12 protein-coding genes, 1 tRNA gene and 1 pseudogene are annotated in these 14139 nt (G+C 68.9%); 9 read left to right on the plus strand and 5 right to left on the minus strand.

From position 1 onward, the window contains the following. A pseudogene (locus tag A5732_RS25955) lies at positions 1-361 on the minus strand (L-seryl-tRNA(Sec) selenium transferase); the annotation flags it as partial. Between the two features lie 18 nt (positions 362-379). Then, positions 380-474: transfer RNA gene (locus A5732_RS25960), tRNA-Sec, on the minus strand. Positions 475-519: 45 nt separating this feature from the next. Between A5732_RS25960 and selD the strand changes: the two genes are divergently transcribed. The 9 genes from selD (at position 520) to A5732_RS26010 (ending at position 10288) form a co-directional block, all read left to right on the plus strand. Continuing rightward, positions 520-1521 carry a selenide, water dikinase SelD gene (selD, locus tag A5732_RS25965; RefSeq protein WP_081396096.1) on the plus strand — a complete coding sequence of 334 codons (1002 nt, stop codon included), beginning with the start codon at positions 520-522 and terminating at the stop codon, positions 1519-1521. A 130-nt stretch (positions 1522-1651) separates the two neighbouring features. Beyond that, positions 1652-4987: a formate dehydrogenase gene (gene fdh, locus A5732_RS25975; protein ID WP_253189121.1), complete on the plus strand. Its 3336-nt coding sequence runs from the start codon at positions 1652-1654 to the stop codon at positions 4985-4987. Next, positions 4962-5945 carry a 4Fe-4S dicluster domain-containing protein gene (locus A5732_RS25980; protein WP_076103845.1) on the plus strand — a complete coding sequence of 328 codons (984 nt, stop codon included), beginning with the start codon at positions 4962-4964 and terminating at the stop codon, positions 5943-5945. The genes fdh and A5732_RS25980 overlap by 26 nt, the downstream gene beginning before the upstream one ends. Continuing rightward, positions 5942-7027 (plus strand): NrfD/PsrC family molybdoenzyme membrane anchor subunit, encoded by a 1086-nt coding sequence (gene nrfD, locus A5732_RS25985; protein ID WP_076103771.1) that lies wholly within the window; start codon positions 5942-5944, stop codon positions 7025-7027. Before A5732_RS25980 ends, nrfD begins: the two co-directional genes overlap by 4 nt. Before the next feature lie 46 nt (positions 7028-7073). Then, positions 7074-8060: an LLM class F420-dependent oxidoreductase gene (locus A5732_RS25990; protein ID WP_076050795.1), complete on the plus strand. Its 987-nt coding sequence runs from the start codon at positions 7074-7076 to the stop codon at positions 8058-8060. Positions 8061-8247: 187 nt separating this feature from the next. Beyond that, positions 8248-8655 carry a malate dehydrogenase gene (locus A5732_RS25995; RefSeq protein ID WP_076050794.1) on the plus strand — a complete coding sequence of 136 codons (408 nt, stop codon included), beginning with the start codon at positions 8248-8250 and terminating at the stop codon, positions 8653-8655. A gap of 31 nt (positions 8656-8686) precedes the next feature. Beyond that, positions 8687-9241, plus strand: a complete 555-nt coding sequence (locus tag A5732_RS26000; protein ID WP_076050793.1) for a type 1 glutamine amidotransferase domain-containing protein — start codon at positions 8687-8689, stop codon at positions 9239-9241. Between the two features lie 106 nt (positions 9242-9347). Beyond that, positions 9348-10037, plus strand: a complete 690-nt coding sequence (locus A5732_RS26005) for a HemK2/MTQ2 family protein methyltransferase (protein ID WP_075235154.1) — start codon at positions 9348-9350, stop codon at positions 10035-10037. Further along, positions 10034-10288 carry a CDGSH iron-sulfur domain-containing protein gene (locus A5732_RS26010; protein ID WP_075234956.1) on the plus strand — a complete coding sequence of 85 codons (255 nt, stop codon included), beginning with the start codon at positions 10034-10036 and terminating at the stop codon, positions 10286-10288. Before A5732_RS26005 ends, A5732_RS26010 begins: the two co-directional genes overlap by 4 nt. On the opposite strand, the gene A5732_RS26015 is transcribed toward A5732_RS26010, so the two are convergent. The 3 genes from A5732_RS26015 to A5732_RS26025 form a co-directional block, all read right to left on the minus strand. Next, entirely contained in the window at positions 10215-11237 is a 1023-nt protein-coding gene (locus A5732_RS26015) for an iron-containing redox enzyme family protein (RefSeq protein ID WP_436971842.1), read from the minus strand. The two genes, A5732_RS26010 and A5732_RS26015, sit on opposite strands and share 74 nt — an antisense overlap. A 79-nt stretch (positions 11238-11316) precedes the next feature. Continuing rightward, positions 11317-13542 carry a SpoIIE family protein phosphatase gene (locus A5732_RS26020; protein ID WP_076103775.1) on the minus strand — a complete coding sequence of 742 codons (2226 nt, stop codon included), beginning with the start codon at positions 13540-13542 and terminating at the stop codon, positions 11317-11319. Continuing rightward, complete coding sequence (locus A5732_RS26025) at positions 13539-14111, minus strand: SpoIIE family protein phosphatase (RefSeq protein WP_170879905.1); 573 nt, start codon at positions 14109-14111, stop codon at positions 13539-13541. The genes A5732_RS26020 and A5732_RS26025 overlap by 4 nt, the downstream gene beginning before the upstream one ends. Between the last annotated feature and the right edge of the window lie 28 nt (positions 14112-14139).

Below are 14139 nucleotides of genomic sequence, written 5' to 3' on the forward strand. Positions count from 1 at the left end.
CACCCCGGCCGCGGCGCGCGCGCCGCCCGGGCCCCCGGGCGAACTCGCGGGGGGTGGCCCCGCCGGCGGCGACCACCGCGTCCAGCGCGGCCCGCGACAGCGGGGCGCGGCCCAGATTGGTGTGCACCACCACCCCGGTGGCGTTGATGACCGGGCGCAGGCTCGAGGCGGTGGCGGGAAGGGCGGCGACCGCGTGCTCGGCGACCTGCTCGGGTGCGATCTCGCCGGCCCGCGCCCGCTGCTGGGCCGCGGTGATCACCGACTTCACCAGGTCGCGGCCCAACACCCGCTGCGCCGCGACCAGCCGCGGATCGGCGAGCAGCGTGTCGGTGCCGGGCACCCGTCGGCGCGGGTCGCTCATGCCGGGCCCGAAAGAACATGGCGGAGGCGGACGGGAATTGAACCCGCCAACGGCAGCGACTGCCGTTCGACGGTTTTGAAGACCGCGCCGGTCACCAGACCGGACACGCCTCCTTCAGCCATGGCGCCAATTGTCGCAGCCTCCGCGGCGCGGGCACCATGGACGCCGTGACGTACCGACTGACCCAATACGCCCACGGCGGCGGCTGCGCCTGCAAGATCCCGCCTGGTGAGCTCGAGGAGGTGGTCCGCGGGCTGGGATCCAACCCGCCCCGCGATGCGGTCGGGGAGCTGCTGGTGGGCCTGGACAACGGCGACGACGCGGCGGTGGTCCGCATCCAGGACGGTACGGCGCTGATCGCGACGACGGACTTCTTCACCCCGGTGGTGGACGACGCCTACGACTGGGGCCGGATCGCGGCCACCAACGCGCTGTCCGACGTCTACGCGATGGGTGGGCGCCCGGTGGTCGCGGTGAACCTGCTGGGCTGGCCGCGCGAGGTGCTGCCGTTCGAGCTGGCCGCCGAGACGCTGCGCGGCGGGCTGGACGTGTGCGGCCTGGCCGGTTGCCACCTGGCCGGCGGACACAGCGTCGACGACCCCGAGCCCAAATACGGGCTGGCGGTCACCGGAATCGCCGATCCAAACCGCCTGCTGCGCAACGATTCCGGCAAGCCGGGAACGCCGCTGTCGCTGACCAAGCCGCTCGGTGTCGGCGTGCTGAACAACAGGCACAAGGCCACCGGCGAGCGATTCGAGGAGGCGATCGCCGTGATGACCACGCTCAACGCCGAGGCGGCCGCCGCGGCGCTGGCGGCCGGCATCGAATGTGCCACGGACGTAACCGGTTTCGGGCTGCTCGGACATCTGCACAAGCTGGCGCGGGCCAGCGGCGTGACGGCGGTGATCGACTCGGCGGCGGTGCCCTACCTGGACGGCGCGCGCGAGGCGCTGGCGGCCGGCTACCTGTCCGGCGGCACCCGGCGAAACCTCGACTGGGTGGCGCCGCACGCCGACCTGTCGGCCGTCGGCCGGGACGACGCCCTGTTGCTCGCCGACGCGCAGACCTCCGGTGGGTTGCTGATCGCCGGGGAGATTCCCGGGGCGCCCGTCATCGGCGAGCTGGTGCCGCGCGGCGAGCACACCATCGTGGTGCGCTGAGCGGGCCGATCGCACTAGGGCAAGGGCATGGCGACCCGTCCCCCGCAAGCGGGCGGGCCCACACCGAAGGTAGGGGAGTACCCCCGGCGCCCGGCTTCGCCGCGCTTGCGATCGCCATTAAGGTGAGCACATGGCCCTGCGCAAAGTCTTTCTGGAATGGCCCGTCCTGCGCCAGCTGCGGTCGACAGACAAGCTCGGCCGCGGCTCGGCGGTGACCTCCAAACACACCCGCGCGCTCACGCCGCGCACCTCTACCGCCGACCGCGTCGTGCAGAGCATCTGCCCGTACTGCGCCGTGGGCTGCGGGCAGCGGGTGTACGTCAAGGATGAGCGGGTCGTTCAGATCGAGGGCGATCCCGATTCGCCGATCTCGCGAGGGCGATTGTGCCCCAAGGGTTCTGCGAGTGAGCAGCTGGTGAATTCGCCCGGGCGGCAACTGCAGGTGCTCTACCGGCCGCCCCGGGCGACCGAATGGCAACCGCTGGAGCTGGACACCGCGATCGACATGATCGCCGACCGCTTCGTGGAATCGCGCCGGAACACTTGGCAGGACATCGACAAGAAGGGCAACCTGCTGCGCCGCACCATGGGTATCGCCGCGCTCGGCGGTGCGACCCTGGACAACGAAGAGAACTACCTCATCAAGAAACTCTTCACCGCCGCGGGCGCCATCCAGATCGAGAACCAAGCTCGTATTTGACACAGCGCAACGGTTCCCGGTCTGGGAGCCTCCTTCGGGCGCGGCGGCGCCACCCAATCACTGCAAGACATGGCCAATGCGGACTGCATCGTCATCCAGGGCTCCAACATGGCCGAGTGCCACCCGGTCGGGTTCCAGTGGGTGGAAGAGGCCAGGGCCCGCGGCGCGCGGGTGATCCACGTCGACCCGCGCTTCACCCGCACCTCGGCGGTCTCCGACCGGCACATCCCGATCCGCGCCGGTTCGGACGTGGTGCTGCTCGGCGCGCTGATCAACCACATCCTGTCCAATGATCTGTGGTTCAAGGAGTACGTGGTTGCGTACACCAACGCCGCCACCCTGATCAACGAAAACTTCAGGGACACCGAGGATCTCGGCGGCCTGTTCTCCGGATTCGACCCCGAAACCGGGCACTACGACACGTCGAGCTGGGCCTACGACGAGCAGGGCGACGGCCAGACGGAGTTCCCCGGCGGAGGCCACACGCACGGCGCCACCGCCTCGCAAAGCGCCGCGGGCGACGAGCACGGCAGCGGCGGTCCGCCGCTGGCGCACGCCAAGGTGAAGCGTGACGAAACCCTGCAGCACCCCCGGACGGTCTTCCAGATCGTCAAGCGCCACTACGCCCGCTACACCCCGGAGATGGTCAAGGACGTTTGCGGAATCAGCCGCGAGGACTTCGACTATCTGGCCCGATCCATCGTGGAGAACTCCGGGCGCGAGCGCACCACCTGCTTCGCCTATGCCGTCGGCTGGACCCAGCACACCCTCGGCGCCCAATTCATCCGCACCGCAACGATTTTGCAACTTCTGACCGGCAACGTCGGCAGACCCGGTAGCGGGATCATGGCGCTGCGCGGGCACGCCACCATCCAGGGCTCCACCGACATCCCCACGCTGTTCAACCTGCTGCCCGGCTACCTGCCGATGCCGAAGGCGGGCATGCACGACACCCTCGCCGATTACCTCGACGCGGTGGGCTCCAAGAAGCAGAAAGGCTTCTGGGCCAACGCCGATGCCTACACCGTCAGCCTGCTCAAGGCGTGGTGGGGCGACGCGGCCACCGCGGACAACGACTGGGCCTACGACTACCTGCCGCGGCTGACCGGCCCGCACGGCACCTATCAGACCGTGATGGGGATGCTGGACGACGAGGTCGAGGGCTACTTCCTGCTCGGGCAGAATCCCGCGGTGGGTTCGGCCCACGGCCGCATGCAGCGCATGGGCATGTCGCATCTCAAGTGGCTGGTGGTCCGCGACCTCAACCTCATCGAATCGGCCACCTGGTGGAAGGACGGGCCGGAGATCGCGTCGGGCGAACTCAAGACCTCCGACATCGAGACCGAGGTGTTCTTCCTGCCCGCCGCAACGCATGTCGAGAAGGCGGGATCGTTCACCCAGACCCAGCGACTGGTGCAATGGCGTCACAAGGCCGTCGAGCCGCCGGGCCAGTGCCAGAGCGAACTGCAGTTCTTCTACGAACTCGGCAAGCGGATCCGGCAGCGGCTGGCCGGCTCGACCGACGAGCGGGACCGCCCGCTGCTGGACCTGACGTGGGACTACCCGACCGACGAGCACGGCGATCCCGACGGGGAGGCGGTGCTGGCCGAGGTCAACGGCTATCGGGTCGGCGGCGCACGAGAATCCTTGTCGTCGTACACCGAGCTGCGCGCCGACGGGTCGACGGCCGCCGGCTGCTGGATCTACACCGGGGTGTACGCGAACGCCACCAACCAGGCCGCCCGCCGGGTGCCGCACGGCGGTGACTCGCCGAGCCAATCCGAGTGGGGCTGGGCGTGGCCGGCCGACCGGCGGGTGCTCTACAACCGCGCGTCGGCCGACCCCGAGGGCAAGCCGTGGAGCGAACGCAAGAAGTACGTCTGGTGGGACTCGGACGAAAAGCGCTGGGTCGGCTACGACGTGCCGGACTTCGTGGCCGACCGGGCGCCCGGCAGCCGGCCCGACCCTGAGCTTGGCGGTCCCGATGCACTCGCCGGGGACGACCCGTTCATCATGCAGGCCGACGGCAAGGGCTGGCTGTTCGCGCCGAAGGGTGTGGTCGACGGGCCGTTGCCCACTCATTACGAGCCGCAGGAGTCGCCGGTCACCAACGCGCTCTACCCGCAGCAGCGCAATCCGGCGCGAATCACGTTCCCGCGCAAGGATAATCTGAGCGCACCGAGCGCCGGTGACCCCGGCGCCGAGGTCTACCCCTTCGTCTTCACGACCTATCGGCTCACCGAGCACCACACCGCGGGCGGCATGAGCCGGTGGCTGCCTTACCTGTCGGAGCTGCAACCGGAGATGTTCTGCGAGGTGTCCCCGGAACTGGCCGCCGAACGCGGCCTCGAGCCCTACGGGTGGGCCACCATCATCTCGCCGCGCGCCGCGATCGAAGCCCGGGTGCTGGTCACCAAGCGGGTCAGCCCGCTGATCATCAACGGCCACACCGTGCATCAGATCGGGCTGCCGTACCACTGGGGCGTGGGCAGCGACGCGGTGGTCAGCGGCGACGCGGCCAACGACCTGCTCGGCGTGACGCTCGATCCCAACGTGCAGATCCAGGAGTCCAAGGCCGGCTCGTGCGACATCCGCCCGGGCCGCCGCCCGCAGGGCCAGGAGCTGCTGCGCCTGATCGCCGAATACCAGTCCCGGTCGGGCGTCACCACCGAGACGGACAATGTACGGGTCGACGATGCCGTGTGGGACATCGTCGGGCCGCCGGACACGAGGAGGGCCGATGGGTCAGCTGATCGGACGGACTGACCCGGCCGCCGATGCCGGTTGGTCGGATCGCAAGCCGCGCAAGGGGTTCTTCACCGACACTTCGATCTGCATCGGCTGCAAGGCCTGCGAGGTCGCGTGCAAGGAGTGGAACCGCAACCCGCGCGACGGTGACCTCGAGCTGCTGGGCTCGTCGTACGACAACACCGGGGCGCTGGGCGCCAGCACCTGGCGGCACGTGGCGTTCATCGAGCAGGGCCGCGACCGCATCGAGGAGGCCCGCGAATCCGGTCGCGCGCTGATCAATCTCGGCATGCCCGCCATCCCCGGTGCCGCGAAAGCCGAGGAGCCGGAGCATGTTTCGCAGCCGCTGCACACCCCGGAGTTCCGCTGGCTGATGTCGTCTGACGTGTGTAAGCACTGCACGCACGCGGGCTGCCTGGACGTCTGCCCGACGGGCGCATTGTTCCGCACCGAGTTCGGCACCGTGGTGGTGCAGCACGACGTCTGCAATGGCTGCGGCACCTGCGTGGCGGGCTGCCCGTTCGGCGTCGTCGAACGCCGCAGCGACGGCACCTACGCGACGCCCGTGGAACGCCCCGGCAGGCCGAAAGAAGAGTTCGTCACCGGGGTCGCCCAGAAGTGCACGCTCTGCTACGACCGCCTGGTCGTGGACCAGACACCGGCGTGTGCTCAGACCTGCCCGACGACGTCGATCAAGTTCGGCGATCACGACGAGCTGATCACCCAGGCGCGCGAGCGGGTCGCGCAGCTGCACGCCGAGGGACGCACCGAGGCAAGGCTTTACGGCGCCAACGAGAACGACGGCGTCGGCGGCATCGGGTCGGTGTTCCTGCTGCTCGACGAGCCGGAGGTGTACGGACTGCCGCCCGACCCGCGGGTGTGCACGGCCGACCTGCCTAGCATGTTCAAGCGTGCCGGCCTGGCCGCGGCCGGCATGGTCGGCGCGGCGGCGCTGGCGTTCTGGAGGAGCCGATGAGCACCTCGGAATTCGACAGCTTCCGTCCGCCGGAGCCCGCGGGCGGCAAGCGCCGCAAGGGCAGGCGCGCGGGCCGGCGCGGCGGCGCGGATGGCTCGCGCGAGATGCCGATGGTGCCCGACGCCGAGTTCACCTCCTATTACGGGCGGCCGGTGGTCAAGCCCGCGCCCTGGGGGCACGAAGTGGCGGCGTACCTGTTCCTGGGGGGCGTCGCGGGCGGGTCCGGTCTGCTGGCGGCAGGTGCCCAGCTCACCGGCCGAAATACGTTGCGCCGCAACACAAGGCTGTCCGCGCTGATCGCGGTGGCCCTGGGCGCGGTCGCGCTGGTGAAGGACCTGGGCCGGCCCGAGCGCTTTGTCAACATGCTGCGGACGGTCAAGCTGACCTCGCCGATGAGCGTCGGCTCGTGGATTCTCAGCCTGTTTTCCGCCGGGATCGGAGTCGCCGCGGCCGCCGAGGTGGACCGGATGACCGGCGAGCGAATCCCGTTGGGCCCGTTGCGGCCCGTGCTCCGCGCCGCCGAGGGGCCGGCGGGGCTGGAAGCCGCGGTCTTCGCGGCGCCGCTCGCCGTCTACACCGCGGTGCTGCTCACCGACACCGCAACCCCCACGTGGAACGCCGCGTACCGGGACCTGCCGTTCGTGTTCGTCAGTTCGGCGAGCCTGGCCGCCTCGGGGTTGGCGATGATCACCACCCCGGTCGCCGAGGCGGGGCCGGCCCGCAAGCTGGCCGTCCTCGGCGCGGTCGGCGACCTGATCTCCACCCGGTTCATGGAGCACCGGATGGACCCGGTGACCAGGGAACCGCTGCATCACGGCACGCCCGGCCAGTTGCTGTCGGCCAGCGAATGGCTCGCCGCCGCAGGGGGTTTGGGTGCGCTGCTGGGCGGACGCCGCCGCGGTGTCGCCGCCCTGTCCGGTCTGGCGCTGCTGACGGCGTCGGCGCTGCTGCGGTTCGGCTTCTTCGAGGCTGGCAAGGAATCGACCGGCGACCCCCGCTACACGATCGAGCCGCAGAAGCGCAGGCTCGCCGCCCGCCGGGCGGCCGGCATCACCGGGGATTCCATCACCACCGCGGGCTGAACGCCGGGATCGTTTGCGCCCTGCGCAGCCGGGTACTCCGTCACGCATGACGAATTTTGGCTACACTTTGATGACCGAGCAGAGTGGACCCAAAGACCTTGTCCGGTATGCGGTTTCGGCTGAAGAGCGTGGCTTCGACTTCCACGTGTGCAGCGATCACTTCTCGCCGTGGCTCACCACGCAAGGACACGCGCCGAACGCCTGGGCGGTGCTGGGTGCGGTGGCACAGGCCACCGAGCGGGTCGACCTCTATACCTACGTGACCTGCCCGACGATGCGCTATCACCCCGCCATCGTCGCCCAGCAGGCGGCCACCGTGCAGATCCTGTCCGACGGCCGGTTCACCCTGGGCCTGGGCAGCGGTGAAAACCTCAACGAGCACGTCGTCGGCAGAGGCTGGCCGACCGTCACCCGCCGGCAGGACATGCTGCGCGAGGCCATCAAGATCATTCGGGAGCTGTTCGGCGGGCAATTGGTGGACTTCACCGGCGATTACTTCCAGGTCGATTCGGCCCGGCTGTGGGACGTGCCCGACGTCCCGGTGGGCATCGGCGTGGCGATGGCGGGTGCGCGGGGTGTCGACAAGTTCGCCAAGCTGGCCGACCACCTCATCGCGGTGGAGCCGGACGCCGAACTGGTCAGGGAATGGCACTCGGCCCGCCAAGCCGCCAACCTCGCCGGCGGCGGGCGGGTGATCGGCCAGATACCGGTGTCCTGGGATCCCGACCGCGACACCGCGGTGAAACGCGCGCACGACCAGTTCCGCTGGTTTGCCGGCGGCTGGAAGGTCAACGCCGATCTGCCGACGCCGGCCGGCTTCGCCGGGGCGACCCAATACGTGCGGCCCGAAGACGTCGCCGACACCATTCCCTGCGGTCCTGACCTCGATGCCATCGTCGAGGGCGTCCGGCCGTACTGGGAAGCCGGGTTCACCGATATCGCGCTCGTACAGATCGGCGGGGAAGCCCAGGAGCGGTTCCTGGCAGAAGCCGCCGAGCCGTTGCTCGCGGCTCTGCGCGACGCAGCAAACTGATCGCAGGTTTGACCGCTGCGCGCCGGGGTATTCGCTTCGCAGTCGTGCGCAGCCAGCCAACGCGCGTCGGACGCCGGTAGAGCTGGGACGTGAACGCCGCGTTCCGGCGTGCGTTGGCCCCACAAGCTGCTGCCGCACAGCCGGCCTGCAAGCGTCCGCATTCCGGCAAAGCAGGGGGAGCGAGTTCATGAGCGATCAAGCCGGCGACACCACGAACACACTCGTCAAGGCGCTCAGCGGCGCCAGTTTCGGCTTGGGTGTGAGCGAAATGGTGGCCCCCGGGAAAGTCGCCGCCATCGCGGGCGTAGACGACACCGGCCGGTCGCGGCGGGTGATCCGCGCGCTCGGGGTTCGGGAATGCGGCCACGGCGCGGCGCTGCTGGCCGGGCCGGCCAAGCTGGTGTGGACCCGCGTGGCCGGTGACGTCCTGGACATGGCGCTGTTGATCGCGAGCGTGGTCGCCCGCGGGCCGGGGCGACGGCGCCGGGGTGCCATTTCGGCCACGCTGCTGTCCGGTATCGCCGGACTCGACCTCTACACGGCGTTGCGAACCGCCGGGGCTCGACGCGGCGCTCCGCAGCTACGAGCAGTTTGATCCGACGGGCGATCGCAGAAAGGAAGCGACGATGTCAAATGAATTGCAGGGCAAAACGATAGCGATTCTGGCGGCCGACGGCGTGGAAAAGGTGGAGCTCGAACAGCCGCGTGCGGCGCTGCAGGATGCCGGCGCCCAAGTGCAGCTGCTGTCCCTGAAGGACGGCGAAATCCAGGCACGCAACCACGATCTCGAACCGGCCGGAACCTTCGCCGTCGACCGGAAGGTATCCGACGCGTCGGTGGACGAATATGACGGCCTGGTCCTGCCGGGCGGCACCGTCAACCCGGACAAGCTGCGCATGGACAGCTCCGCCGTGTCCTTCGTCCGTGATTTCGTCGGGTCGGGCAAGCCGGTGGCGGCCATCTGTCATGGCCCCTGGACGCTGGCGGAAGCCGGTGTGGCAGTGGGCCGCACGCTGACGTCGTACCCCAGTATCCGCACCGATCTGCGCAATGCGGGCGCACACGTCGTCGACGAGGAGGTCGTCGTCGACGGCAATCTGATCTCGAGCCGCTCGCCGTCGGACCTCCCGGCGTTCTGCGCGGCCATCCTCAAGCAGTTCGCCCACGTGGCGACGGGTTAGCCGCCAAGACTTTCCGGCTGGTCCGTTTGAATGCGCCGGTTTGCGGGCATTATCCCGCCAAGCCGTGATGAGCGGCAATCCTTGTAGGGTTCTCGAAAGGCCAACAGTGACAACCACGTATCCCGAGCCCGCTGTGTCGACGGTTCCGAATGTGTATCAGCCGCAAGAGGACTCTCGATTGCTGGTCGACGTGATGCACGACACCGGCCTGATCCCTGGGCGGCGGGTTCTCGATCTGTGCACCGGCAGCGGTTTCGTCGCCATCGCGGCCGCCACGATGGGATGCGCCGGCGCGACGGCGTTCGACATCTGCCCGCAAGCGGTGCGCTGCGCCCGGGAAAACGCGGCGGTGGCCGGTGTCGAGGTCGACGTGCGTGAAGGATCGTGGGTCGCGGCGGTGGACTGCGCGCCGTTCGACGTGGTCGTGTCGAACCCGCCTTATGTGCCCACGCCGCCCGGTGCGGAGATGGAAGAGATCTGCCCGACCGCGGGACCGTCCTGGGCGTGGAACGCGGGTGTGGATGGCCGGATGATCCTCGACCCGCTGTGCGAATCGGCGCCAAAGCTCCTGCGCGACGGCGGATCCCTGCTGCTGGTGCATTCCGCGCTCGCCGGCGTTCAGCAGTCCCTGGATTCGCTGAAGTGGGCCGGCATGGATGCGAAAGTGATTGCCTCCAAATGGATACCGTTCGGCCCGGTGATGTCTTCGCGGGCGAAGTGGCTGGAGGAGGTCGGCCTGATTCCGCGCGGGCGGCGGGAAGAAGAGCTGATCGTGATCCGCGCGGAGAAGCGATGACCACCACCCGGGTGCAGGTGGTGCCCAACGGGCCCGTGCTGGTGTCGGGCCCGGTGCGGATCGAGATGCCCGGTGGCGAGGTCGTCGAGTCCGACCGGTTCATGGTGGCCATCTGCACCTGCCGCCGCAGCGGCCGCTACCCGCTGTGCGACACCAGCCATCGGCGGTGCCGCCGCCTCAAGGCGTCGGCAGACTCGTCTGCTCCAGCGGGCTCCGCAGCGACGTCTGATTCCGCCCCCACGACGTCATAATCCGTTCTGCCAAGCGGTCTTCCACGGCCGCATGGGCGCGGATGCCGAAGATGACGTCGTGCTCGAGCCGCGGGTCCTGGGCCACGAGATCGCCCACCACATCGTTGCGCACGACGTGTTCGTGCACCGCGTCGGCCTCGACGTGCTCGCTGTAGAACTCGATGCAGGCCGCCGGTGCCTGCAGGCGCCGCAGGGCCTTCACCATCCGCTGCGATCCCGGCGGTGAGGTGATTTCCGTCGAGGCGAAGTGCCCGATCGCCGCGCCTCGCATCGAGCGGTGCAGACCGAACAGCGACATGAGGTTGACCACCGCCAGGGACTCGGCGGGCACCGTGTCGACATAACCCCAATACGTCGCGTCCAGACCCGCCGCCGCCAGCAGATCGGCGAACAGCTGCTGGTGCAGCCGCGGGCCCCGTCCGGCGCCGTATTCGTCGAATTCGATTGCCACAAATGCCGCTTTAGCCACGCCGGTGAGGCGCGGGATGGCAAAGGCGTGCGGATCGCCCTCTTTGAGGTGGTACAGGGACCGATGTACGAAGTATTCGCACATCTGCTCCCAGGTTCCGGTGTCGCGCAGGTAGTACGACGGGCCGGTGCCGTCGACGGGTTCGACCGTGAGCGCTTCCATCTCGGCGGCCGCCGTCTGACCGGGATCGATGTGCCCGACGTCGCGGCGCACGCCGGACAGGAACACCCGTTCGAGTTCAGCGCGCAGCCCCAGCAGCGCCGGATTCCATTCCCAGGCGGGGTCCACGCCGGCGAGACCGCGGTAGTGCAGCTCGTAGCACATCGACAGCGCCAGTTGCAGATCGAGGCCGTAGGGATCGGATTCGCGCACGGAGGCGCCGATGCGCGCCAGGTGGTCGACCGAGGGTGGACCGGCCAGCGCGCAGCGTACGGCTGTTGACAGGGGCCCGTGCGCCGCAGGCAGGACGGGTTCGGTCAGGGTCGTTGCGTGGGTCACGCCGATGTCTACCCGCTGCGCGGGGCGGGCAAACGGCAGGGCGGCTAGCCGAAAACGGCCTTCAACGCGCCTCAGACGGCCCTGAGGGCAACCGGAAGGCGATGTCCGCGGTGGTTCCGCTGGCCGTCTTGTCGAGCTCCATCGAGTCGCTGAGCACCCGCATCAACGGTAGGCCGCGCCCGCCGTTGCCCGGGGGAATGGCCGGCGTCTTCCATGACCCGTAATCGGTGATCCGGGTGCGCACTTCGCCATTGGCGATGCTGACCTCGAGCAGCATGGTTCCGGCCGCGAATCCACGATAGGCGTGTTCGACACAGTTGGTGCAGGCCTCGTTGACCACCAGCACGATGTCCGCCGCCCGGTCCTCCGTCACGCCGGCGGCGTGCAGCCAGTCCGCCAGCCGATGCCGGATGAGGACCAATTGGTCCGCGGTGGCCCCGGTTTCGATCCGCAGCGGCGTCTGCCGATGCCGGTAGATCACCATCGCGACGTCGTCGTCATACCCCGCGGCCGGGGCCAGTTCGCGAAGCACCACATCGGCGACGGTGTCCAGCGGCGACGTCATGGTCTGCGCCAAAACATCTGCCGCACGGGCGATTCCGTCATCGATCGGCTCATGCTTACGTTCGACGAGCCCGTCGGTGAACAGCATCAGCGTAGAGCCGGGCGGCAGCACCTGCGTGGCCTGCGGGCGTGGCTCGTTGCGGCGGACCGCCAGCGGCACCGACGCGGCATCGGTCAACAACGTCGTCGTGCCGGGCTCCGGGCCGGCCAGCACGGCCGGCATGTGGCCGGCGTTGCTGTACTGCAGCACCCCGGTGTCGGTGTCCAGGATGGCCAGAAACACGGTCGTGCAGTACGCGTTCGGGATGAGTGAGGCCGCCGAGTCCAGCTGGTCGAGCAGGACGGCGGGCTCGGCGCCGTTGATCAGCAGCGCCCGCGCGGAACTGCGCAGCTGACCCATGATCGCGGCCGCCGGCAGGCCGCGACCCACGCAGTCTCCGACGACGATGCCGATGTGATGCTCGCCGATCGGCAGCACGTCATACCAGTCACCGCCAATCTCCAGGGGCGGCACCGCGGGTTCGTAGCGAACGGCGAAGCCCGGCGGCGGCTGAACCGGCGGGAGCATGGCCCGCTGCAACGTCAGCGACGTCTCACGCGCGCTCTCGAACTGGCGCACGTGCTGCATGGCCAGGCTCAGGTGACCGATGAGCACGGTGACCAGCAGCCGGTCCTCCCCGCTGACCCAGCGAGGGGTGCGCAGCTCCAGCCACAGCGTCAGATCTCCGGTACCGGAGAGCACCGCGACCAGTCCCTGGGCCTTGCCCGGATTATCGGGCGCCTCAACCGTTTTCGCCGTGAGCGGCAGCTGGTGACGCGCGTCCTGGAAGGTATGGCGCAACCATGGATCCAGCCGGCGCCACGATTCGGCCGACGGCTCGCCCGCCACCTGCACCGTCGGGTCGCTGTCGCCGTTGGGCCACGAGACCGCGATCACCCGTTGCACATCGATCGCCGCGCTGCACTCGTCGAGCGTGATCGACAGCAATTCGTCCACGCTCTTGGCCACCGCCACGGCGGTGGCCAGCCGCAACACCGCACTTTCCCGGGCCGCGAAGGCTCGCTCGGCGGTGACGTCGCGGATCGTTCCGACGTAGGCGTCTCGATCGCTGCCGGTTTCCTTGACCGCGCTGATGCTTACCTTCACCCAGGCCAGGTGGCCGTCGGCATGGCGGATCGGTGTTTCGTAGTCGGCGCGGCCGTGGGTCAGCACCAGTGATATCTTTTCGGCCGCCGTCTTCGTGTCGACCAGCCACGGGTGCGGCCACTTGTACGGCAGGCCCTCGTTGGGATATCCGAGGATCTCGATGAAGGCGTTGTTCATCTCGACCACGGAGCCCTCGTGATCGGCGACGAAGAAGCCTTCCTGCAGCGAATTCACCAGTGCGGTGCGGAATTTGTCGCGGTCCTCCAGCCCCTCGGCGCGGGCCCGTTGTTCGGCGTAGCGCCTGTTGCCGTCGATGAAGCCGCGCGTTGCGACGTCAAGCGGAACCAGCAGCTGTAGAAGGAATTCCAGCGCGATCGGCGCATCGATGCGCACGTCTTTCGAGATTTCGAACACCAGGCGGACGTGCTGCTCGACGATGTCGAGCAGGCTGATCTGTTCCTTCAGGGCCCTGCGCCCGAGCTCGTTGCCGACCGACAGGCTGGCCTCGTCGTGTGAGTCCAGATAGGCGCGTAGCGCGGCCTCGTACCGGTCGTGAAAGTCGTTGTCGCCGCTCAAATCGATACTCCCCTGTGACGCGCCGCCAGCACCATCGCATCATCGGTCTCTTTCGCATCCTTGCCGAGGAGCCCCTCGGCGATAGCGACAGCGGTGGCCGAGAAGTCGATGTGGTCCAGGTAGTCTTCGGCGATTCCGTCGGTGCTCATCACGAGCAGATCGCCGGGGCGGACCGAAACCACTTGTGCTGGCATGATTTCCGGTATTCGGTAGCCGACGATGCCTCCGATAAGCCGGGCGCTGGACCGAATCTGGATACCGGTTGGCGCCTTGGTCACCAGGTCGGCGGTGACATTGCCGACGCCGGACCAGGTGACTGTGTTTGCGGCGAAATCCACCCGCGCCAACGTCATGGCGACTCCGCGGGTGCCGGCCAACACGCGGTGGCAGAGCTGGATCAGCACCTCGACCCGCTCGGAGCCGGCTCGCGTGACCACGTCGACGGCACGCAGCGCGGCCTCCGCGGCGGCCGGCCCATGGCCGAGGCCGTCCACCACGCCGAACAGCGCGGCCCCACCGCCGACATCGACTGCGATTCCCCGGTCACCGGAGGTGTACTCGCTGGGCAAAGGCCGCCCCGCCCTTGCCCATTCCATA

Source organism: Mycobacterium colombiense (assembly GCF_001953985.1).
Classification (GTDB): Bacteria; Actinomycetota; Actinomycetes; order Mycobacteriales; family Mycobacteriaceae; genus Mycobacterium; species Mycobacterium colombiense_B.

Coding starts and splice junctions, on each gene's coding strand:
- A5732_RS25995 (WP_076050794.1), top strand. CDS start 8,248: ATGAGCGATCAAGCCGGCGACACCACGAACACACTCGTCAAGGCGCTC.
- A5732_RS25980 (WP_076103845.1), top strand. CDS start 4,962: ATGGGTCAGCTGATCGGACGGACTGACCCGGCCGCCGATGCCGGTTGG.
- A5732_RS26000 (WP_076050793.1), top strand. CDS start 8,687: ATGTCAAATGAATTGCAGGGCAAAACGATAGCGATTCTGGCGGCCGAC.
- A5732_RS26010 (WP_075234956.1), top strand. CDS start 10,034: ATGACCACCACCCGGGTGCAGGTGGTGCCCAACGGGCCCGTGCTGGTG.
- nrfD (WP_076103771.1), top strand. CDS start 5,942: ATGAGCACCTCGGAATTCGACAGCTTCCGTCCGCCGGAGCCCGCGGGC.
- selD (WP_081396096.1), top strand. CDS start 520: ATGGACGCCGTGACGTACCGACTGACCCAATACGCCCACGGCGGCGGC.
- A5732_RS25990 (WP_076050795.1), top strand. CDS start 7,074: ATGACGAATTTTGGCTACACTTTGATGACCGAGCAGAGTGGACCCAAA.